Annotated in this window: 20 protein-coding genes and 1 pseudogene; 3 read left to right on the top strand and 18 right to left on the bottom strand. The window is 60.4% G+C overall.

Going from position 1 to position 20,207, the window contains the following annotated elements:
* Positions 1–105 precede the first annotated feature (105 nt).
* The 18 genes and pseudogenes from ACOYW1_RS25445 to ACOYW1_RS25360 all read right to left on the bottom strand — a co-directional run.
* Positions 106–1,593 carry a monovalent cation/H+ antiporter subunit D family protein gene (locus ACOYW1_RS25445; protein WP_482420241.1) on the bottom strand — a complete coding sequence of 496 codons (1,488 nt, stop codon included), beginning with the start codon at positions 1,591–1,593 and terminating at the stop codon, positions 106–108.
* A 2-nt stretch (positions 1,594–1,595) separates the two neighbouring features.
* Entirely contained in the window at positions 1,596–3,086 is a 1,491-nt protein-coding gene (locus ACOYW1_RS25440; protein WP_482420240.1) for a proton-conducting transporter transmembrane domain-containing protein, read from the bottom strand.
* A gap of 2 nt (positions 3,087–3,088) precedes the next feature.
* Positions 3,089–3,496 (bottom strand): cation:proton antiporter subunit C, encoded by a 408-nt coding sequence (locus ACOYW1_RS25435; protein WP_482418300.1) that lies wholly within the window; start codon positions 3,494–3,496, stop codon positions 3,089–3,091.
* A gap of 4 nt (positions 3,497–3,500) precedes the next feature.
* A complete protein-coding gene (locus ACOYW1_RS25430) occupies positions 3,501–4,334 on the bottom strand; it encodes a Na(+)/H(+) antiporter subunit B (protein WP_482420239.1) in 834 nt (277 codons plus the stop codon).
* Positions 4,331–4,576: a Na(+)/H(+) antiporter subunit B gene (locus ACOYW1_RS25425; protein ID WP_180137635.1), complete on the bottom strand. Its 246-nt coding sequence runs from the start codon at positions 4,574–4,576 to the stop codon at positions 4,331–4,333. Before ACOYW1_RS25425 ends, ACOYW1_RS25430 begins: the two co-directional genes overlap by 4 nt.
* A complete protein-coding gene (gene mnhG / locus ACOYW1_RS25420) occupies positions 4,560–4,907 on the bottom strand; it encodes a monovalent cation/H(+) antiporter subunit G (protein ID WP_482418298.1) in 348 nt (115 codons plus the stop codon). The genes ACOYW1_RS25425 and mnhG overlap by 17 nt, the downstream gene beginning before the upstream one ends.
* Positions 4,908–4,923: 16 nt before the next feature.
* Complete coding sequence (locus ACOYW1_RS25415) at positions 4,924–5,214, bottom strand: MrpF/PhaF family protein (protein WP_180137633.1); 291 nt, start codon at positions 5,212–5,214, stop codon at positions 4,924–4,926.
* A complete protein-coding gene (locus ACOYW1_RS25410) occupies positions 5,207–5,764 on the bottom strand; it encodes a Na+/H+ antiporter subunit E (RefSeq protein ID WP_482418297.1) in 558 nt (185 codons plus the stop codon). Before ACOYW1_RS25410 ends, ACOYW1_RS25415 begins: the two co-directional genes overlap by 8 nt.
* A 726-nt stretch (positions 5,765–6,490) precedes the next feature.
* Positions 6,491–7,963 (bottom strand): SLC13 family permease, encoded by a 1,473-nt coding sequence (locus tag ACOYW1_RS25405; RefSeq protein WP_482418296.1) that lies wholly within the window; start codon positions 7,961–7,963, stop codon positions 6,491–6,493.
* Between the two features lie 79 nt (positions 7,964–8,042).
* Positions 8,043–8,477 carry a response regulator gene (locus ACOYW1_RS25400; RefSeq protein WP_180137631.1) on the bottom strand — a complete coding sequence of 145 codons (435 nt, stop codon included), beginning with the start codon at positions 8,475–8,477 and terminating at the stop codon, positions 8,043–8,045.
* A gap of 67 nt (positions 8,478–8,544) precedes the next feature.
* Positions 8,545–9,777 (bottom strand): response regulator, encoded by a 1,233-nt coding sequence (locus ACOYW1_RS25395; protein WP_482420238.1) that lies wholly within the window; start codon positions 9,775–9,777, stop codon positions 8,545–8,547.
* Positions 9,778–10,251: 474 nt separating this feature from the next.
* Entirely contained in the window at positions 10,252–10,854 is a 603-nt protein-coding gene (locus tag ACOYW1_RS25390) for a histidine kinase (RefSeq protein ID WP_482420237.1), read from the bottom strand.
* The gene (locus tag ACOYW1_RS25385) at positions 10,851–11,213 is read right to left on the bottom strand and encodes a response regulator (protein WP_482418293.1); all 363 of its coding nucleotides are present in this window, start codon (positions 11,211–11,213) and stop codon (positions 10,851–10,853) included. The genes ACOYW1_RS25390 and ACOYW1_RS25385 overlap by 4 nt, the downstream gene beginning before the upstream one ends.
* On the bottom strand, positions 11,210–11,692 hold the full coding sequence (locus tag ACOYW1_RS25380) for a sensor histidine kinase (protein ID WP_482420236.1): 483 nt from the start codon (positions 11,690–11,692) through the stop codon (positions 11,210–11,212). Before ACOYW1_RS25380 ends, ACOYW1_RS25385 begins: the two co-directional genes overlap by 4 nt.
* The gene (locus ACOYW1_RS25375) at positions 11,670–12,935 is read right to left on the bottom strand and encodes a cache domain-containing protein (protein ID WP_482420235.1); all 1,266 of its coding nucleotides are present in this window, start codon (positions 12,933–12,935) and stop codon (positions 11,670–11,672) included. Before ACOYW1_RS25375 ends, ACOYW1_RS25380 begins: the two co-directional genes overlap by 23 nt.
* Positions 12,919–13,284 (bottom strand): NifB/NifX family molybdenum-iron cluster-binding protein, encoded by a 366-nt coding sequence (locus ACOYW1_RS25370; RefSeq protein ID WP_180137626.1) that lies wholly within the window; start codon positions 13,282–13,284, stop codon positions 12,919–12,921. Before ACOYW1_RS25370 ends, ACOYW1_RS25375 begins: the two co-directional genes overlap by 17 nt.
* Positions 13,285–13,827: 543 nt before the next feature.
* The gene (locus ACOYW1_RS25365) at positions 13,828–13,944 is read right to left on the bottom strand and encodes a helix-turn-helix domain-containing protein (RefSeq protein ID WP_482420234.1); all 117 of its coding nucleotides are present in this window, start codon (positions 13,942–13,944) and stop codon (positions 13,828–13,830) included.
* Positions 13,945–14,218: 274 nt separating this feature from the next.
* Positions 14,219–15,133 (bottom strand): annotated as a pseudogene (locus tag ACOYW1_RS25360) (sigma-54 interaction domain-containing protein); the annotation flags it as partial.
* 436 nt (positions 15,134–15,569) lie between these two features.
* Here ACOYW1_RS25360 and ACOYW1_RS25355 point away from each other — a divergent pair.
* The 3 genes from ACOYW1_RS25355 to ACOYW1_RS25345 all read left to right on the top strand — a co-directional run bounded on the left by ACOYW1_RS25355 (position 15,570) and on the right by ACOYW1_RS25345 (position 20,050).
* A complete protein-coding gene (locus tag ACOYW1_RS25355; RefSeq protein ID WP_482420233.1) occupies positions 15,570–16,622 on the top strand; it encodes a hypothetical protein in 1,053 nt (350 codons plus the stop codon).
* Positions 16,623–16,651: 29 nt separating this feature from the next.
* The gene (locus ACOYW1_RS25350) at positions 16,652–18,115 is read left to right on the top strand and encodes an ATP-binding protein (protein ID WP_482420232.1); all 1,464 of its coding nucleotides are present in this window, start codon (positions 16,652–16,654) and stop codon (positions 18,113–18,115) included.
* 474 nt (positions 18,116–18,589) lie between these two features.
* Positions 18,590–20,050: a sigma-54-dependent transcriptional regulator gene (locus tag ACOYW1_RS25345; protein ID WP_482420231.1), complete on the top strand. Its 1,461-nt coding sequence runs from the start codon at positions 18,590–18,592 to the stop codon at positions 20,048–20,050.
* Positions 20,051–20,207: the final 157 nt, after the last annotated feature.

Below are 20,207 nucleotides of genomic sequence, written 5' to 3'. Positions count from 1 at the left end.
TCTAGCAGGCATCCCAGAAAGATCGCGAAAATGACCATCACGGTCTTTAAGGTTTTTGGGCTGCTGAAAAGTGTGTTGTCTGACGTCATATCGTACCTCTGAACCTTAGGGCATGGGAGCGCCGATGATGGTGCTCACCGTCATTTTCGCCAGCTGCAGAAACGGCTGGGGGTAGAAGAAGAAGATCACCGAACAGGTGGCCGTGATGCACAGGGGCACCAGGCACCAGGTGGGCACCTCGTCCACTTTCTTTTCAAACATGGCCTCTTCGTCGGTGCAGAAGAAGGCCTTGTAGGAGATGGGCAGAAAGTAGGCGGCGTTTAAAAGGGAGCTGGCCAAAAGCACAAAGAGGAAAAAGATCTGGCCGGACTCCAGGGTGCCGATGACAAGGTTCCACTTGCTGATAAAGCCTCCCAGAGGGGGCAACCCGATGACCGACAGGGACCCCAGCAGGAAAGCGGACATGGTGATGGGCATGCGCCGTCCGATGCCCACCATCTCGCTGATGTTCTTGATGCCCGAGGCGGCAAAGATGGCCCCGGCGCAGAAGAAGAGGGTGATCTTGCCGAAGGCGTGCATGGCGATGTGCAGCATGCCGCCGGTCATGCCGGACGGGGAGAGCAGGGCCACCCCCAGGATGATGTAGGAGAGCTGACCGATGGTGGAGAAGGCCAGCCGCCGTTTCAGCCCGTCCTGTGACAGGGCGATGAGGGACGAGACAATGATGGTAAAGGAGGCCACGTAGCAGACCAGGGTGCCCAGGCCCATGTCGGCCAGCATCTTGGTGCCGAAGACCCCGGTGATGACCCGGGCCACGCAGAAGACCCCGACTTTCACCACGGCCACGGCGTGGAGCAGGGCCGAGACCGGCGTGGGCGCCACCATGGCGGCGGGCAGCCAGGAGTGAAAGGGCATGACCCCTGCCTTGGCAAAGCCAAAGACAAACATGAGCAGCAGCACGGCCATGGCCCCCTGGGAGAAGTGGCCGTTCATAAAGCCCTGGGGGGCGAACTCAAAGGTGCCGGTCTGGCTGTAGATCACCAGCATGGCCGGAAGCACCAGGCCGATGGAGGCCCCCAGAATATAGGTGATGTATTTTCTGCCCGAGCTCCTGGCCTCCCGGTCCTGGTGGTGGGTGACCAGGGGGTAGGTGGCAAAGGAGAGCATCTCGTAGAAGAGATAGAGGGTCAGAAGGTTCCCTGCAAAGGCGACCCCCAGGGTGGCGGACAGGGAGAGGGCAAAGCAGGCGTAGTAGCGGGTCTGCCCGTGTTCTTTTAATGTCCGCATGTACCCGATGGAGTACATGGAGGTGACGATCCACAGGCTGGAGGAGACCAGGGCAAAGAGCATGCCGAAGGCATCCACCCTGAACTCGATGGCCAGCCCGGGGAGCACCTCGGCCAGGGTGCAGGCGATCTGCCCTCCCTTTAAGACAAAGGGAAGCATGGACAAGACAACGGCGAATTTTAAGATGGCTGCGACAAAGGTCCATGCCTCACGCACGTTCTCGGACCGTGCGGAGAAGATGATGGGCACCACGAAAAAGGAGACGAGAATCGCAGCAAGGGGTTTGACTGAGTAAAGCAGTTCCATATCTATGCAATCCCTGCCGGTATGGCCAGCTGAATGAGTTTCGTGACAATGTCGCCGGTGAAAAGACCTAAAGCGATGAGTGAAAGGGCCGCAAGGATCAGGGGCACCACCATGGTGACCGGGGCCTCGCTCATGACAGGCCCGTGGTCGTGATGGCCGTGGCCTTCTGCAAAGGGCTCGAAAAAGGCGATCTCAAAGATGCGGAAGAAGAGCACCGCGTTGACCAGGCTGCTAAAGAGAAGGGCGGCCACAAAGCCCCACTGCCCGGCGTTGATGCCGCCGGTGATGAGGTACCATTTGCTGAAGAACCCGCAGGTGGGGGGGATGCCGATGACGGCCAGGGCCGCCAGGACAAAGCCTGTCATGGTAAAGGGCATCTTGCCGAAGAGCCCCTGGAGGTCTTCGAAGCGGTCGCTCCCCAGCTTCCAGACGATGGCGCTCACGGCCATGAAGAGGGTCAGGGTCATGGCGGCGTCGTTGATGATATGAAGGGTGGCGCCGGTGACGCCGGAGGTGTTGCCCAGCCAGAAGCCCCCCACCATGTAGCCCACCTCTGCCACGATGATGTAGGTGAGCATCCGGGAGAGCCGTCGCTGCATCAGGGCCAGAAGAGAACCGGTGACGATGGCCGCCACCGCCAGCCAGACGATGGCCTCGGAGAGCAGGGCCCGGGAGAAGGTGAACTCCGGGGTAAAGACCGTGAGCCCCACCCGTACCATGGCATAGATCATCACCTTGGTGGTCAGCGGCGCGATGAGCCCGGCCGAAGCTGAGGGCGCGTTGCTGTACGCGTTGGGCAGCCAGCCGTGCAAGGGGAAGAGGGCCATCTTCACAAAGAGCCCGGCCATGCAGATGATCAGGGCCAGGAAAAGGGTCCCCGAGCCTGTAAGGGTGGGCATCAGGCGGGCGATATCAGCCATGTTCAGGGTGCCGGTGGCGATGTAGATGTAGCCGATGCCCAGAAGGTAAAAGGAGGCGCCGATGGTGCCCATGAAGAGGTAGTTGAGGCTGGACAGCGGGGCCCGCTCCTTGCCCAGGCCGATGAGGGCGTAGCCGGTGAGGGAGCCGATCTCCAGGAGAACGTAGAGGTTGAAGGCGTCGCCTGTGGCCACGATGCCCACCATGCCGGCCAGAAAGAGAAGGTACAGGGCCAGGTAGGCGCTGAGCTTGTCGGAAAAGTCCTTCTCGATCCAGGTCTTGGCGCTGATGAGGTTCAAGAGGGCCACGGACAGGATCACCACAAGGACCGGTGCGTTCAGGTAGTCGATGACGTAGACGATGCCGATGGGAGGGCGCCATCCCGCCATTTTGTAAACAATGGGGCCTGCTGCCATGACCTGGGCGCAGAGGCCGACGGAAACCGCCAGGGCCCCGGCCAGAGAGGCAACGGCCAGGGGAAAGCACCAGCGCCGGTCGATCCACCCCATGGCGGAGACGATGAGCGCCGACAGCAGCGGTATGATTATCAGGAGTGCCGGAAAATGCTGTGTCATTCTTACTGTCCTGCCTGCATGCGAATCTGGTGGTTGATGTCATCCTCTTCCAGGGTGCCGTACTGCCGAAAGATCTTGATGGCCAGGGCCAGGGCAACGCCGAGGGTGGCAACAGAGACCACGATGGCCGTGAGCATCAGGCAGTGGGGAAGGGGGTTGATGTAGTCCGCCGCATGGACGGCCGCGTGGCCTCCTCCATGGGCGTCGCCCATGATGATGGGCAGGGTCCCCTCCTTTTTGTAAGCAATGGAGACGTAAAAGAGGATGATGGCGGTCTGGAAGATGTTCATGCCGATGATTTTTTTCACCAGGTTGTTCTTGGCGATCATGGCATAGAGACCGATCATCATGAGGATGGTGTAGATCCAGTAGTTGTATTTGGCCGCAAGGAGCGGCAACAGGTCGGTCATGATATCAGAGCCCCTCGTCGTGTTTCCCTGCCGAGGACAGGTTGTAGTAAATCCAGATAATCACCGCCATGACGGCAAAGGCCACGCCGATCTCCACGATGAGGATGCCGTGGGAACGCGCCATCACCGCATCGACCCCCAGAAGGGGGGCCAGGGCTTCGTAGTTGAGGAAGTTGGCCCCGAACAGGAGGCACAGGGCCCCGGTGCCCGCGTAGATGAGAACGCCCAGGGAGCCGAACAGGGCCGCGATCTTCTCGGGAAAGCGCCGGATGGCGCGCCGCAGGTCGTGGCTGATGGCGTACAGAATGATGGACGCCGCCAAAAGCACCCCGCCCTGGAACCCGCCCCCGGGGCTGTAGTGGCCGTGGGCCACCACGTAGAGGGCGAAGATCTGGATAAAGGGGATCACAAGGCGGCAGGTGTTTTTGATGATCATCTGATGGGGCACGAAGTGGGAGTCCAGGCGCCGGAAGACCTTGGAGTCTTCCGCCGGGAGCTTGCCCCCTTCCTTGATGTGCAGGGTCACCCCTGTGGGCAGGTGACGGTACATGCGGGTGGTCTCTTCCGGACCTTTTTTCCGGCGCAGCAGAAAGAAGCAGGCCAGGCCCGCGGCAAAGACCACCGTGGTCTCGAACATCGTATCATAACCACGGTAGTCGGCCAGGACGCTGGTGACCACATTGGGAGCGTGGGTGTCGGCCTGTCCGTGTTCCAGGTAGTAGGGCGAAAGGTAGGTGTTCGCCGGAGAGTCTGCATCACCGAAGTCGGGGAAGGCCCCGGTGTGGAAGATGATGAGCCCGCCCGTGAGGACGACGGCGATGATGGCTAAAAATCTCAATCTTTGGTCCTCCGTGTGGTGTGGAAGACGGCTGCCACGCAAAAGACGGTGCTGACGCCCGCCCCGACGGCTGCTTCGGTGAATGCCACGTCCACAGCCCCCATGACGGCCCAGGCAAGGCACATGAGAAAGCTGTAGGCGCTGAAGACAATGGCGGCTCCGAGGAGGTCCTTGACGGCCAGGGCGCCGATGCCGCTGATGACCACAAGGGTGAGTATCGCCAGATCAATGGGTATCGTCATCGCTGCCTCCGTTATTCTTTTTTGTCCACGGAGCCAGTCCCGCCCGGATGCCGGCGTCCACGATGGCGTGGGTGGCGGTGGGGCTGGTGATGTAGACGAAGATGACTATGAGGATGAGTTTTATGGCCGTGAGGATGGTGGTCCCGGAGAGGCCGTGGTGGCTGAGGACAAAAAGGGCCAGGCCGCTCATGGAGAGGAGCAGGCCCATGGAGTCGATCATCCCGGCGGGATGGAGCCGGGAGTAAAAATCGGGGAATCGGATCACGCCCACGGCTCCGGCAAAAAAGAAGAAGATGCCCAGGGCGATGAGCAGAAGGCTTAAGATGGTCATAATCGTTCGTCGCTCCTTATTTCTGGGTGAGGGACTCGCCGTGGAGCCCCTTTTTCTTGTGGAAATAGCGGGCCGACGCCAGAACCGTGATGAAGTTCAGCAGGGCGTAGGCCAGGGAGATGTCCACAAACATGTCCACCCGGTCAAAGAGAAGCCCGATAATGACCAGCAGCACCGTGGTCTTGGTGCCCAGGGCGTTGATGCCGATGATGCGGTCCAGAATGGTGGGCCCTGCTATGGCGCGGTAGAGCGAGAGCAGAGAGATCAGGCAGATGGCAATGGCTGCGCAGAGAAAAAAATCAGTCATGGTCCTCTCCGAATACGGTTGCGACGCGTTTCTCCATCTCGCCGGGCAGGGGCTCGGCCGACGCGTCGTCGATGGCGTGTACCACATAATCCCCGAAGACGGAGAGGGAGACCGTGATGGTCCCGGGGGTCAGGGTGATGGAGTTGGCAAAGGTCACCAGGCCCATGTCATCGCTCATGCGGCTTCGGAACTGGATGAGCTTGGGGTTGATCTCATCAAGCAGCCTGGGATGAAAGACAAGCTTGAGAAGGTGGAGGTTTGCCAGGACAATCTCTTTGATGAGCCACGGGAGGTAGAGGAAAAAGCGCAGCCAGAGGCCGGGCATTCCCTTGAATGTGGTGGCGGTGATGAGAAGATCCGATGAGAAGAGTGAGACGATCACGCAGGAGATGACGCCAAGGGAGAGGTGGAAAATGTCGAGTTTTCCCGACAAGGCCACCCAGGTTGTCATCATGACCGCGAAGGTGACCGCAAAGGGGACCAGCCTGAAGCCGTTATCGACTTTTTTCCGGCCCGCGTGCGGCGGCGGGGTGTTCATTTGTCTTGTCACAGTTGTTACCTTCCTCAGTGTTGACACTGTCGCTGAGACAACCCGGGGGATGATCCGGGGCAGTGTCAGAAATGTCGGGCAGAAGCGCCCGCGTGTCACGGACCATGGACACGGTTGACGAACGTGTCCGCTCGTCACACCTTACGGTCGGTGCGGGTGCATCATCTATCCGGGAAGTATGTGGGGGCTCGGCCGGAAAATAATAGTGATACAGCGTAAAGTATTGGGCAGGCAGTACTCAAAGAGTGCTGTTTTATTAGCCAATGCGTGTATATTTTATTTTTCTCATAGCCCTCAACTGCTCGAAATGCACGCTGAGACCGAGTAAACCAGGGCCTTGCCAGAGGTGTGACGACCGTGGATAAATGGGTATTCTGCAAAAGATCATTTGGGGTGTCAAGAAGTTTCCGCGATTGATGAATATGTTCAATTAAATTTATGAATTAGCATTAAAAAAAACGCCGTAAGTTGCTGATAAATATACCTACCTTTTCGCCTTTGGCGCATTGTGTCGCCAAGGAACATCCCTCTTTAGTTCCCTGCCTTTTTTGGGTTTTCCTTTCCGGGAAACATGTTCATGCCTTTGGTCCTGTTCCTCCTATTGCTTGCTGTAAATGACTTTGGTGAGTCTGTTCTGTTTGGTCTCATGTTGTTGATATCTTGTCTTATGTGTCAGTGCGTCTGGCGCCGGATTACCTGACTCCGGCGCCAGTATGCGTTGTTTGGTTAAGGAAGTAAAACCGGCATGCCCATCATGGGCCAGACAATCAGGACAAACAGGGCGGTAACCACCATGAGGATCAGGCTCGCGATGAGTCCGTAGGAGAAAAACTCACCGGTGGTGAACTGTCCGGAGTCGTAGGCGATGGCGTTGGGGGCTGCCCCCACCAGAAGGATAAAGGGCATGCCCGCCGTGATGAGGGACGCAAAGAGGATCACCTCCGGGGCCACTCCCAGGTAGGGGGCGATGACCAGGGCCACGGGCAGGGAGATGGCAATGGCCGCCACGTTCATGATGAAGTTGGTCATCACCATGACAAAAAAAGCGATGCTCATGACAAAGACGAACCAGTGGGCTTCCTTAAACAGGGTAAGCCAGTTCACCGCCATCCACTGGGCCGCTCCGGTCTCCCAGAGACAGAACCCGATGCTCATGGCGCCGCCGAAAAGAAGGATGATGTTCCAGGGGATGGCCTCCAGGTCCTTGATGTCCAATATGTTGAGGACAAAAAAGAGGATGGTGGAGACCAGGATGATGGCGGTTTTGTTGACACCGGACAGGGCCGGGATAAAGGCCCGCATGGAGAGGCAGAAGATGCAGCCGAAGATGATGATGGCCGACACCACCTCGGTGCGACTCAAGGCGCCCATCTCTTTGAGCATAAAGGCCGAACGCTCCTTGATGCCTTCGATGCGGGTTTTTTCCGGCCGGAAAAAGAGCATGATAAAGGCCCAGAGGACGAAGACCATGATCCATCCCACGGGGGCCATGTAATAGGTGAGCCCGAAAAAGGAGACCTCACGGCCCACGATGTCCCGGAAGAAGCCCACGGCCACCGCTCCCCTGGCCGCCCCCAGCAGGGTGATGATGGAGCCGGCCCCGGCCACCCAGGCCATGCCGATAAAGAGGCCCTTGCCGAAGCGGGTGGGCTCGCGGTCGTCGGCGTACATGGCGTGGATGGTGAGCAGCAGCGGGTACATGGTGGCGGCCACGGCCGTGTGGGCCATGATGTGGGTGAGGGCGGCCGTCACCACGAAGCTGCCCAGGTAGATCATGCTGGTGCGCTCTCCCACGATGGAGAGCATCTTGTAGGCGATGCGGCGGGTGAGCCCTGTCTTGGTGAACACCATACCGATGACCAGTGAGGCGAAGATGAAGAGGACCGACGGGTCCATGAAGTCTTTAAACGCCTTGTTGGCGGGCCGGATCATGAACATGACCTGCAGCACCCCGATGGTGAGGCTGGTGACCCCGATGGGCAGGACCTCAAAGATCCACCAGATCCCCGCCAGGAGAAAGACGGCGATGGCGCCCTTGGCCTCGGTGGTGAGGGCAAAGCGTTTGCCGTTGGGGTCGACGGCGTCGGGCCAGGCGGAGCTGTAGTAAACCAGGACAAAAAGGCCCAGCCCCAGGCCGAGAAAGAAGATGCGTTTCCAGTCAATGGGCCGTGTTTCGGCCTGAAGGGTTTCCGTTACCATAAATAAACCTCCATGCAGGGAGTCTCGAGAAGGTGGCGTCCGCCCCGAAGGGGGGCAGGGGTGGTGCGCTCAGGGCCCGTTACCAGCCTTTTTTTTCAATGATGTTGTTGATCTCCGCATCGCGGATGCGGGCCTCGTGATCGCACTTGAGCTTGTAGGCCGCCTCAAGTTTTTCGGCGATGACGCCGATGTCGCAGGGCTTCATGAGAAAATCCAGGGCCCCTGCCTTCATGCCGGTGATGGCCCGTTCCACCGTGGCCTCCCCGGTGAGCATGAGCACCGGGATGAGCGGGTGGTCGGCCTTGATGCGGACCAGGGTCTCGCAGCCGTCGAGCCCGGGCATGAGGACATCCAGGATCACCATGTCCGTGAGACCCTCGGTGAGGATCTCCAGGGCCTCCTCCCCGGAATAGGCCACCTTGGTCTTGAAATTCCGCAGCTCCAGGCGTTTGGCCAGGGTGTTGGCGAACTCTTTTTCGTCGTCCACCACAAGTACATGGGGTGTGTAGGTCATCTTTTCTTTCTCCTCCAAATTAAGGTGTCGGCGCGGGGTGCGGTGCGTTGCCGCCATGCGCTGTCTCTTAGGCTTTGGCCGGGGTCTTTTCGGCGCGGTTTGCCCGGATCTTGTCGTAGGCGGCTTTCATGGTCTCGGTGAGGCGCTCGATGTCCGCGGGTTTCTGCAGGTAGGCAAAGGCCCCCATGGCAAGGCAGCGCTTGCGGTCCTCTTCGGATCCGTGGCCCGTGAGGATGATCACCTCCACGTGGGGGCGATTGGCCTTCATGTTCTTGAGCACGTCGTAGCCGTTGACGCCGGGCATCTTGAGGTCCAGGACCATGACGTCGGTCTCCTCCTTGCCGGCCATGGCCAGGGCCTCTTCCCCGCCGTAGGCCACGGAGGTGGTCACCTCACGCATGCGGAGCCGCTCGGACAGGGTCTGGACAAACTCTTTTTCATCGTCCACCAGAAGGACCCGGGGCGGTGTGGGCAGGTCGAAGTCGTACATGACATTGGCCTTGTAGAATCCTTTCCCGATACGGGTCTCCACGGATGTCACCCCGTTGATGCGCGCGGCGTCGGCCTCCACCTTCTGCTTGAATTTTCCCAGCATGAGCACGTTTTTGTTGATGGTCACGGTCACCTGGCCGTCCCTTGCCTCGGCGGTGAGCCCTTCCCCGGTGTCGACGAGGACCTGTTCCACCCGGGCTGCCAGGGAGAAATCCGCTGCGAGCCGAGCCCCCTCTTCGGGATCCACCTCAATGCGGGAGAGGCTCTCGGTGATGAGGCTCAAGGCCTCGGGCACCGGGGTCTTGTCCGTGGGGATGACCACGTCGTACAGCTCAGGATCCCAGGCGCTTTTGCCGTGGAGGGCGCTGCACCAGAGCTGGGCCGCTTCGTCCAGAGCCTGGATCCGCGCGGTGGCCTCTTTGTCCGTGATGTTGCGGGTCTCCCGGGCATTTTCGATGCGTCGCTTTTTGTCGGTGATGATGAGGGTGCGCAGCACCGGGGTGAGGGAGGCGGGGACCAGGTGGCCGCTCAAGCCATGGAGGATGATGTCGCCTTCGGCCAGGAGTTCGGCCAGGGTGAGCTTGACGGCAGCCAGGCTCTTTTCACGCTCCTTGGTAAAGGTGTTGAAGGTGGGGGTCTGTCCTTTGAGGATCTTGAGGAGGGAGGCCTCCTTCAGCCCTTCGCGCTGGGCGGTGAGGGTGATGATCTCCCGGTCCGTGAATACCTTCATGCCGGTGGCGCTGCTGAGGGCGTCGACAATGGCTCCGGCTTGGCTGAAGGCGCCGTTGGTGATGGTGATGGAAGGCATATGCGACTCCTTGCAATGTGGGTTGTTGATGAATTGGTTCAGTTAAATTGATGGATTGCAAGGGGTGTGCCATGCGTGGAATGCTTATTTATAACAGTGGGTTGTGTGACGGGTGGGTGGGGCAGGAGATATTGATAGAAACAAAATGAAATTAAATGAAACGAACAATTTGAAACAATACGGGACGAGAAAGGGTGTGCCGGGGCAGGGCACCGTTGTTTATGGTGGCTGTGACTGCATGCCTCAAGATGCTCTGCCGGTGGCCTGTTTAGTCGGTGGAGCCATTGGCATTTGAGGGACTTTTACGCTCTGTCTCTGACGGGTCGCTTTTTTGGAAAAAAGCTCCGCAAAAAACTTTTGTAATGCAAAAAGTGGAAATTATTTCGGCGGAGCCTGGAAAGGCTTTCTTAAGATCTGTTTATCAAACTTTTTATAAGTTTGGCCCCCGGCAGGGCCGCCGGAGGCAAAGAGAGGCTAACCCCGTTTCAGGATGAGGCAAAGGGTGTGGTGGGTGCGGGAGAGGGAGCCGCCGATCTCATGGGCCAGGGCGCTGACAGCCCCGGGCAGTTCCATGGCATCGTGGCCTTGAAAGGTGAGGGTAAGGGTGGACTCGCCAAGGGTTGGTGTGATGGCTGTTTCCCGGGCCTGCTGCGGGTGGCTTGCGGCTTCCAGGAGGCGAAAGATGAGCAGCCGCAGCTTCATGGGGTCGGCCTGGACCGTGGCGGAGGGGGCGGGTGCGGTGAGTCGTCCGTGGAACCGTCGCCGGGTGAGGCAGACCACCTCCTCCAGGGCGGCCCCGGCATCGGCAGGGCCGCCGGGACCGGGATCCGGGGCATGGGCCAGACGGTTGAGATGGCTGAGGAGTTCCCGGCCCCGGGCCACTTGGGCCTCCACGGCGGCGATGCTCTTTTCCAGCTGTTCCGGTGGGAGCTCGCCGCTGCCCTTGAGATGGAGAAGATCCGAGAGGAGCCCCGCGTGTTCATTGATGATGGCCAGCACGTTCATGAGGTCGTGGGTGGCTGGGGCGGTGACGGCCCCCATGAGGGCCGTGGTCTCCTGGTCCGGGGTCAGGCTCATGATGCGACAACCTCCTTGAGCTTGTCCAGGAGGTCTTCAATGGCCAGGGGTTTCATGAGGTAGTCCACGGCGCCCAGGCGCATTCCTTCCATGCCCTCCCGGGTGGAGCCGTGGCCGGTGAGAAGGATTACGGGCAGGTCCGGGGCGATGTGGCGGATATGTTTCAGGGTCTCCAGGCCGTTCATACCCGGCATGAGGAGGTCCAGGATCACCACGTCAAAGGTCTCCTGGCGGATCAGGGCAAGCCCGGTGTCCCCGTCTTCGGCCGTGGCGGTTGAAAATCCCCTGATATCCAGGCGCTCGGCCAGTGTGGTGACAAACTCCCGTTCATCGTCAATCAGCAGGACATGGGTGGTCATGGGGTGGGTCCTCCTTTGCGTGTGTCGGCCGGGGGCTTTTCAGGCAGCGTCACCGTAAAGGTGGTGCCCTCCCCCTGCCGGGTGTTCAATGTGATGGTGCCCCCGAGTTTCTTGAGGATGCCGTAGGTGATGGAGAGGCCCAGGCCGGTGCCGTTGCCTTTTTTGGTGGAGAAGAAGGGGTCGAAGATGCGTTTGGCCACATCCTCGGTCATGCCGCAGCCGTTGTCCGCGACCGTGACCGTGACCCCCTTCCCCTGGGCGGGCATGGAGGCGAGCCTCACGGTGCCGCCGTCTTCCACGGCGGCAAAGGCGTTGGTGAGCAGGTTGAGAAAGACCTGCTGGAGCTGCCCCCGGTCCGAAAGAATGTCGGAAAGGGACGGGTCCAGGTCAATGCTGACGTCCAGCTGGCGATAGAGGGCTTCCCGTTCCAGAAAGCCCATGACCTCTTTTAATATCTCATTGATGGAGAGGGGCTCCATGAGGGTGTCGAGTTTGCGGGCAAAGCCCAGGAGGCGGTGGGTGATGGTCTTGCAGCGGGAGACCGAGCCGATGATGGCCTCGGTGAGCTCTGCCAGGCGCTTCCGGTGGGGGAAGTCTTCCCGCGGCCACCATGAGGCCCGCCTTTTCGTTGATGATGGCAAGGGGGTTGTTGATTTCGTGGGCCACCCCTGCGGCCAGGCGGCCGATGGAGGAGAGTTTCTGGTTGTGCTGCAGCTCGGTAAGAGCCGTCTCCCGGCGCTCGTCGGACTCTTTGATGCGCCTCACCAGGGTGCCGGTCATCTTCACCACCATGAAGATGATCACCAGAAGGCTCAAGGCATAAACCAGAAGGGCGTCGGACTTCAGGGCATACCAGGACCTCAGCACCACGGAGCGCGGCTTGGCAATGACCAGAACGTAATCGGCGTTGTTGAAGCCGGAGCAGGCCAGAAGGATCTGGCGGCCGTCGGGGTCGGTGGTCTCTGACACAAAGGTGCTCCGGGTGCCCGTGGGGATGGTGAGGCGGCAGGCCTTGAGGGTTTTGCCGTACAGGGCGGAGTTGGTCTGCATGATCCCTTCGGAGTTGACGAGAAAGGCGTCGCTCTGGGGAGAGAGCCTGAGGCTGCCCAACAGGGTGTAGAACCGTTCCGTGTCGATGGTGGCCCTGATGATCCAGTTGGTGCCGTCGTCGGTGTACCGCTGCACGGCCAGCACGATGTGGGGGAGCTGGCGGTGGCCCATGAAGACGTTGCTGATGTAGGAGCCCTTGACCAGCACCTCCTGGAAGGAGCGCTGGCTGGCGTAGTTTTTCCCCGCCAGGTTGTAAGGTCCGGCGTAGCTCACCAGGTCCCCGTCCGCGTTGATGATGGCCAGGTCCACAAACCCGCCCAGCTCGGTCTTCAGAATCCGCAGGAGATGGTGCAGGGTCCGGCTGTCGTTGAGCTCCTCGAAGTCGTAAGCGTTGGCGATGAACCGCACCGTGGAGAGTCGCTCTTCAAAAAAGAGCTCAAAGGAGTGCTTGGCCTTGCTCACCGTGTTGGCCAGGGGGGTGATGAGCTCGTTTTGCAGGTGGCGCCCGTATTGAAAGTGGTTGAGGATCCCCATGACGGTTAAGGGCGTGATGGTGACCACCAGCATGGTGATGATGATGTTGCGGGTGAGGTTCCGGTAGTGGCCCGGAGAGTCGGCTCCCCGGCTGAACAGGTCATCGATCTTGTCGATGAAGCTACGGATGGTCCACATGGCGTCCCTCCACAATGCGGTCGAAGAGCATCTCCCCTTCGGAGAGGTCCCCTTGAAGGTGGCGGATGAGGGCCTTTTCCCACGGCCCGGCCACGGCATCGATGACGGTGATCTTTTTCCAGGCAAGGAATTGAAAGTACTCTTCCTCGATGGCGCCGCAGATCACGCAGGTGATGTTCTCGGTGAGGATGAGGTGGCAGAGCTTTTCCGCAGAGGCCTGGGGCAGCACCACGGTCTTGTCCTCGGTGTCGCCCCCCCGGAGCAGGGTGACGATGTGCACCTCGGCGGCCAGGTCAAAGCGGGGGGCCACCTCATCGGCGGCGATGGGGATGAGGATCTTTGTTAACATAGGGAAAACTGTATCATAGGGTTTTAAATTGTTTCAAGAGCTTAAACCGCTTGTTTCAGGGTCAGCTCGTTTACCTGTTCACGTGCCCGCTATGGTTAAAGGGAGTGGAAAAAGCAAGCCTCCGGCGGCGAGGTGAGCCACCTCGAAAGCTGACGGCCTTGCGCTTCGACCCTCGTTCCTCGGGCCAAAGCGCAAAGGCCTTCGGCTCGGGCTGCGCCCGACATAAACGCTGATGGTTTGTGCCGGCTGGTTCACAAGCTTCGACGTCACAGGATACGTTGTCGCTGCTTGCTCATTGTCGATTTAACCGTATTGCCTTCTTATGGTTTAAGTGCATGGAAAAGCCTGCCTCCGGCGGCCAAGGCTTCCGATGAAGTGGCTTCGCCACCCCTGGACCCCAGGTTGCGAAAGCCCTTCCCCTTCGTTCCTCAGGGTGAGAGCTTCCGCGAAGGCTTCTGTGAAATTGAGCAAAACCTGTTTGTCAAACTTTTCAAAAGTTTGGCCCCCGGCAGGGCCGCCGGAGGCAACCTCAAAACACGTATCCTATTCATTGATGCCATATTGTTTCATTTTGCGCCAAAGGGTGCTGCGGCCCCAGCCCAGGGCCTTGGCCGCCTCCTGTCGCTTGCCCCGGGCCCTCTGCAGGGCGTCGAGGATCATCTCCCGTTCGGCCGTGGCCCAAGTGCGGGGGGCGGTCTGGGGTGCCTGGGCGTCGGGGGCGGTGGGGGATGACGGGTCGGGCGTCTCCGGCAGCGGGGTCTGGGGCGGCCCTTCCAAGAGGTAGGCGGGCAGGGACTCCACGTCGATGGTGGGTTCCGTTGCCATGTTGACGGCAAACTCCACGATGTTTCGTAGCTCCGGCGACGTTGCCGGTAACCGGACGGGCGAGCAGGGCCAGGGCGTCCCGGGAGAACCCGGTGACCCGCTTGCCGAGCTGGCGCCGGTAGATTTCCAGAAAGTGGTCCAGGAGGATGCGGATGTCCCCTTTGCGCTCACGTAAGGGGGGCAGGTGGACCCGGGCCACGTTGAGGCGGAAGAGCAGGTCCTGGCGAAAGGTCCCTTGGGTCACCATCTGTTCCAGGTTGCGGTGGGTGGCGGCGATGACGCGGACGTTGGCGTGAAAGGGGCGGGTTTCGCCCAGGGGGTAGATCACCTGGTCGTCCAGGAAGGTGAGCAGCTTCACCTGCAGGGCAAGGGGAAGATCCCCCACCTCGGTGAGGAAGAGGGTGCCGTTGTGGGCCATGCGGAACCGGCCGGGCTTGTTTTCCACGGCACCGGTAAAGGCGCCCTTGGCGTGGCCGAAGAGCTCGCTCTCCAGAAGGGTCTCGGGAAGGGCTCCGCAGTTGACCTTGACAAAGGGGCCCCCGGCCCGGAGGGAGGTCTGGTGGATGGCTTCGGCCACCACGTCCTTGCCCGTGCCGGTCTCCCCGGTGATGAGAATGGAGGCGTCGCTCTGGGCGAGGATGGGCAGGGTCTGGAAGATCTTGTCCATCTTTTCGCTGCGGCCGATGATTCCTTCGAAGCTGAAGGCCTGGCTTTTCTGGCTGTCCAGGCTTCGGACCGCCCGCAGGTCTTCGATGGTTTCCATGTATCCGGTGTGGTTGCCGTTGGCGTCGGTGAGGGGGGCCAGGTTCAGCTTGACGGGCAGGCGCACCCGGTCCCGGTTGATGATGTCGCTTTCGCAGGGGGCCGGGGCCGTGACCACCCCGTTTTGTCTGGGGCAGTTCTCCACACAGGCGCGGCTTCTTACCACATGGCGGCACGGCATGCCGTAGGCGTCGCTCCGGGAAAAGCCGGTGAGGGCCTCAAAGGCGCGGTTGAGCCAGACAATGTTTAAGTCCTTGTCCATCACCGCCGTGGCCAGGGGGATTTCATCCATGAACCGGCCGAAGGAGAGTTCGGAGGAGAGAAGGTGAACGATGGCCGGAGTGGGGACGGGCATGGGGGACTCCTTTGTCTGTTGGGTCAGCACCTGGGCCGGTGGCGTGATCACGCCCCTTATCCTTTGCCTACCCGGGAGGTGGTGTCAAGGGGAATGTAAACGGCAAGCTCCCGGGAAAAAAGGGTGTCAGAAAAGTTTCCACTGTGTAAACCTGAAGCCCGAAACCACCCTGTTCCATCGGAAATTTTCAAAGGATTTCAGGTGGGGGATGCTGGCATGGGTCTTGCTCACCAAGAGAACCATGGAACGCCGGCTCCGGGCAGGCAAGGCACCGTCAGGGTGCCGTGCCCGGGCACGACACACACCGGCACACACCGATTTACAGGGCGGAGGAAGAATACATATGACGGCCATTGTGATTTCAGGCGGTGAAAACGAGCAGGTCCGGGCGCTGGTCCGGCACCTGGAGCGGGAGACCGGCGGAGTTGCCATGGGAGATGACGAACTCATTGCCATGGCGGCCCATGGGGGCGGGGGGCACCTGTCCCTGTCGTGGGCGCTTTTCGGCGTTCACCCCCTGGCAGATCGCATGGTCAAGGAGCGTGCATGCGCAAGGGCTCGGCTGTGCCGGGCCATGGCATCGGCCCTGGAGCGGGGCGTGAGGATTTTTTACGGGGACCTGGGGCACCTGCTTCAGCGGTTTCCCGTGGCCGTGTTCCGGGTCCTCATGGCCGATGTCCCCGGGGCCGGGCGTCGCAGCTGGGTAAGGCGTCGCAGGCGACTGTTTGGGCGGAGTTTTCTGCACCACAGGTTTTACGACATGTATCTCCCCTGCGGGACCTTTTCGGTGGGGGACGCGGCCAGGGCCATCCTGGAACGGGTGGCCGTTGCCGTGGGGGATCCCGGGCGCCCCCTGACCCGGGATCGCCTGCGGCTTGCCATGGACATGGCCGAAGCCGAAATCGACCTGGTACGCCGCGGGGTGGAGGTGGTGTTCTGGCACCACGGAGGCGGGGTGACGGTGTGGAACGCCTCGGCCCTGGATAACGCCGAGCTGGAAGCGCGGGTGAGGCGCACCTGTGCCCTGGGCTCTTTTTTGTGTCGGCGGGGCAATCCACCGCCCCTTTTTGACGAAAGGCTTGCCTACACCCTGTCCATGCGGGTGGAAGGAGACCGTGGCCTGCCGGAGGTGATGGCAACCGTGGCCGGGCGAAACGGGGGACGCACAGCCTCATCGACCTGCGAGGTCATGGTTTACGGTGGTATCGGATGGGATGGACGGCTCGTGGTGGATCTGCCCGACTCCCTGGTGGACCCCCAGGAGGCGGTGTGGCGGCTCATGGCCCTGCACCCGGGGCGGACACTTGTGGTGCCTGCTCAGCGGTACGCCTGGCTGGCCGACCGCATGGGCCTTGAAACGGAATCGGTCCCATGGGCGGTGGATGCTCAGAAGTAAGCAAGGAGGAAAGAAGGATGCCGGGTTTTTTGAGTCTGCGAACAAAGACGACATCCATTGTGGCCCTGATGGTGGCCGTGACCATGGCCTGTGGCGGGGTGATGATATGGAATACCTACCGGGTGGATCGCCTCATCGAAGGCATGGTGAGCGACTCGGTGGCGGCGTACCAGGCGGCCGAGGCCCTGGAAACGGCCCTGGTGAACCAAAAGGGGTTCATGTCCTATTATGTCATGGACAGAAACCCCGAATGGCTCCAGCGCCTGGGGGAGTACCGGCAGCTGTTTCGCATGCGGCTGGAGCGGGCCCAGGGCTTTGCCGGAACGGCTGAGGAGCGGGATACCCTTGCGTCCATCGGAGATGCGTATGACCTCTATGTCTGTGGCCTAGGCACTCAGGCCCTGGCCTCTCACATCAAGGGTGATGAAATCGCCGGGGGAGAGGCCCATGCCGGGGTGAGGGATCAGTTCTTCAAGATCCTTGATCACTGCGAGGCGTACAAAAAGGCCCATGAGGAAGAGCTTTTTGCCGCGCGCCAGGCAGTGCACGCCCGGGCCGAGCAGCTGCGCTGGGTCACGGTGGCGGCCCTTGTGTTTGTCACCGGTTTAGGGGGCGTCCTGACCCTGATGCTGGGGCGCCAGGTCCTGGCTCCCCTGCGTCGCCTGGCCCGGGAAGAGGCGGGTGAACTGGCCCTCATGGAGCCCAATGAGGTCAAGGCCGTGACCCACCGCATCGAGAACCTTATCCGCAGCGCCGGAGAAGCCCACACTGAACTGGCCCGGAGCCGGGAGAACCTGCTCATGGCCGAGAAGATGGTCCTGGTGGGGAAACTGGCAGCGGGCATGGCCCACAGCATCCGCAACCCCATGACCTCGGTGAAGATGCGCCTCTTCTCCCTGAATCGGTCCCTGCCTCTTACCCGGGAGCAGGAGGAGGATTTTCAGGTGATCACACGGGAGATCGGCCAGGTGGACACCATCGTGCAGAACTTCCTGGAGTTTTCCCGCCCCCCGCGCCTGGCCATGCAGCTGGAAAGCCCCTCCACCGTGGTGGACCGGGTCCTCCAGCTCCTCTCCCATCGCCTCCGCTCCTACGAAGTCACCGTGGAGGTCAAGCGCGAAAAGCCCCTGCCCGACGTGACCTGTGACCCCGAGCAGCTCAAGGAAGCCTTCGTCAATTTCATGGAAAACGCCTGCAAAGCAATGGGCGGCGGAGGCCGCATCGTGATCACCGAGCGCGTGGTCTCCGAGACCGACGGCGCGGGTCTTGCGGAGATCTCCTTTGCCGATACCGGATGCGGCATCCCCGAAGAGGAGCTTGAACAGGTGTTCCAACCGTTTTTTACCACCCGGGAGGACGGCACCGGCCTGGGCCTGCCCATCTCCCAACGCATCATCGAAAACCACGGTGGCTGGATCGACGTGGACTCCGTCCAGGGCAAAGGCACCACCTTTGTGGTCTACCTGCCCATGGACAGCGAAGAAAGGGGATAAGGGGAACGTGCATGGAAAAACGCCTCCGGCGGCAAGGGGCTAAAGCCCCTTGACCCCAGGGTCGCGAATGCTCCCGGCCTTCGTTCCTCAGGCCGATCACATTCGCTGATGGGCTTTGCCCGTGGAGAATGAAACTTGATTTCATGGTGAAGATCAACGTGTGAGATCTTTAAAAAAAGACGGCGTAATTTTTTTATAGGTTGTTTCCCGGCAGGGGGCTGGGGGTATTCGGGTGAAAGCCAATTCAATACGAAAAGCTTCGAGTTTGTTTTTTAGAAATATGAGACGGGTCTCTCTTGCAGGGGCGATCGCATTATGTCATCCGTCGTGCGAATGCCCCTAAAACGGCAGCATAGCGGCGGCATTCATGCATTCGCCATAGGGTTTCAAAGGTACCCCCACCTTGCCGCCGGAGGCATGGCTTTTTCCAGCAACTTTGACCATAGAAGGCTTTTCCTTAAAATAAGGAGCGATATGGTTACCATTCTTATTGTGGACGACGATGATTCGTTGCGGGCGTCCTTTGAAAAGCTGCTTGCGGCCGAGGGGTACCGGGTGCACAGCGCGGCCAATGGCCTTGAGGGCATTGAACTTGCCAAGCGCTTGAAACCGGACCTTGCCATCATCGACATGAAGATGCCGGGCATGGGCGGGCTGGAGTTGTTTGAGCGTCTCAAGGAGGTGGCGAGCCTCATGCCGGTCATTGTGATGACCGCTTACGGCACCACGGAAACCGCCATCAAGGCCACCAAGATGGGAGCCTTTGATTACGTGCTCAAGCCCTTTGATATTCCCGCGTTGCTTCGTCTCATTGGTCAGGCGGCCGAGGCGGGGCGCTTCATGAAGTCCACCGTGACCTTAGGGGGCACCGGGGCAGGCGCCGTGCCTGGAGGGGACGAGGAGAGCATCGTGGGAATCAGCCCGGCCATGCAGGAGGTGTATAAGTCCATCGGGCGGGTGGCGGCAAGCGACGCCACCGTGCTGATCCGGGGAGAGTCCGGCACGGGCAAGGAGCTTGCGGCCCGGGCCATCTACCAGCACAGCAACCGGAGCGGTCGGCCCTTTGTGGTGATCAACTGCGTGGCCATACCCGAGACCCTTCTGGAGAGTGAACTTTTTGGCTACGAGCGGGGGGCCTTTACCGGAGCCACCCACCGGAAGATCGGCAAGATCGAGCAGGCCAACGGCGGGACCCTTTTTTTAGACGAGATCGGGGACATGCCCCTGGAGCTCCAGACCAAGATCCTGCGCCTGCTTCAGGAGCGGAGCATCGAGCGCATCGGGGGGCGGGAGACCATTCCTGTGGACGTGCGGATCATCGCCGCCACCAACCGGGACCTGGAAGGGGCCATCAAGGAGGGGCGGTTTCGAGAAGACATCTACTACCGCCTCAAAGTGGTGACCCTTGCGTTGCCCCCTTTACGGGAGCGCAAAGGGGACATTGCCCTTCTCACCGACTACTTTCTCCGGCGCCACGCCCTGGAACTGGGCATGGCCAACCCCGGCATCAGCCAGGAAGGGCTGAAGCTCCTGGGAAGCTATGAGTGGCCCGGCAACGTGAGGGAGCTCTCCAACGTGATCCAGAAGCTGCTTATTTTTCATCGGGGCGGGGCCATTACCCAGGAGAGCATCGCACGAAGTCTCGGTCAGGATGTTGTTTCCGAGGATCCCTGGAAGGACCCGGAGGAGATTATCCGCCGCTGGGTCAGGGGGCGCCTGGAACGGCGGGAAGACGACCTGTTCGAACGTCTCCTGGACGAGTGTTCCCGGGTGATCCTCTCCGAAGCCCTGGCCGCCACCGAGGGCAACCGCTCCCAGGCCGCTCGGCTCCTGGGGATCTCACGGCCCACTCTCCATGCCCGCATGGACAAGTACGGCATTACCGTGGGCGCTCGCATCAATGCCGGAGACACAGAGGACCCGGCAAAGCAGTAAACATGGAAAAGCTTGCCTCCGGCGGCCCTGCCGGGGGCCAAACTTTTGAAAAGTTTGATAAACAGGTTTTCAGTAAGTCTTTCCAGGCTTCGCCGAATCAATTTTGGTAGTTTGCCATTTTCGGGAACGTTTTTTGCGGAGCTTTTTTTCAAAAAAG

The organism is Desulfoluna sp. CYM3A (genome assembly GCF_056829965.1).
This window is presented reverse-complemented; position numbering and strand designations above follow the sequence as displayed.

What these genes read in the sequence shown, in the direction of transcription:
- ACOYW1_RS25355 (WP_482420233.1), top strand. Translation starts at nt 15,570, where the DNA reads ATGACGGCCATTGTGATTTCAGGCGGTGAAAACGAGCAGGTCCGGGCG.
- ACOYW1_RS25405 (WP_482418296.1), bottom strand. Translation starts at nt 7,963, where the DNA reads ATGGTAACGGAAACCCTTCAGGCCGAAACACGGCCCATTGACTGGAAA.
- ACOYW1_RS25435 (WP_482418300.1), bottom strand. Translation starts at nt 3,496, where the DNA reads ATGACCGACCTGTTGCCGCTCCTTGCGGCCAAATACAACTACTGGATC.
- ACOYW1_RS25415 (WP_180137633.1), bottom strand. Translation starts at nt 5,214, where the DNA reads ATGACTGATTTTTTTCTCTGCGCAGCCATTGCCATCTGCCTGATCTCT.
- ACOYW1_RS25395 (WP_482420238.1), bottom strand. Translation starts at nt 9,777, where the DNA reads ATGCCTTCCATCACCATCACCAACGGCGCCTTCAGCCAAGCCGGAGCC.
- ACOYW1_RS25365 (WP_482420234.1), bottom strand. Translation starts at nt 13,944, where the DNA reads ATGATCCTCGACGCCCTGCAGAGGGCCCGGGGCAAGCGACAGGAGGCG.
- ACOYW1_RS25375 (WP_482420235.1), bottom strand. Translation starts at nt 12,935, where the DNA reads ATGTGGACCATCCGTAGCTTCATCGACAAGATCGATGACCTGTTCAGC.
- ACOYW1_RS25445 (WP_482420241.1), bottom strand. Translation starts at nt 1,593, where the DNA reads ATGGAACTGCTTTACTCAGTCAAACCCCTTGCTGCGATTCTCGTCTCC.
- ACOYW1_RS25370 (WP_180137626.1), bottom strand. Translation starts at nt 13,284, where the DNA reads ATGTTAACAAAGATCCTCATCCCCATCGCCGCCGATGAGGTGGCCCCC.
- ACOYW1_RS25345 (WP_482420231.1), top strand. Translation starts at nt 18,590, where the DNA reads ATGGTTACCATTCTTATTGTGGACGACGATGATTCGTTGCGGGCGTCC.
- ACOYW1_RS25385 (WP_482418293.1), bottom strand. Translation starts at nt 11,213, where the DNA reads ATGACCACCCATGTCCTGCTGATTGACGATGAACGGGAGTTTGTCACC.
- ACOYW1_RS25425 (WP_180137635.1), bottom strand. Translation starts at nt 4,576, where the DNA reads ATGACGATACCCATTGATCTGGCGATACTCACCCTTGTGGTCATCAGC.
- mnhG (WP_482418298.1), bottom strand. Translation starts at nt 4,907, where the DNA reads ATGACCATCTTAAGCCTTCTGCTCATCGCCCTGGGCATCTTCTTCTTT.
- ACOYW1_RS25400 (WP_180137631.1), bottom strand. Translation starts at nt 8,477, where the DNA reads ATGACCTACACACCCCATGTACTTGTGGTGGACGACGAAAAAGAGTTC.
- ACOYW1_RS25440 (WP_482420240.1), bottom strand. Translation starts at nt 3,086, where the DNA reads ATGACACAGCATTTTCCGGCACTCCTGATAATCATACCGCTGCTGTCG.
- ACOYW1_RS25380 (WP_482420236.1), bottom strand. Translation starts at nt 11,692, where the DNA reads ATGGAGCCCCTCTCCATCAATGAGATATTAAAAGAGGTCATGGGCTTT.
- ACOYW1_RS25390 (WP_482420237.1), bottom strand. Translation starts at nt 10,854, where the DNA reads ATGAGCCTGACCCCGGACCAGGAGACCACGGCCCTCATGGGGGCCGTC.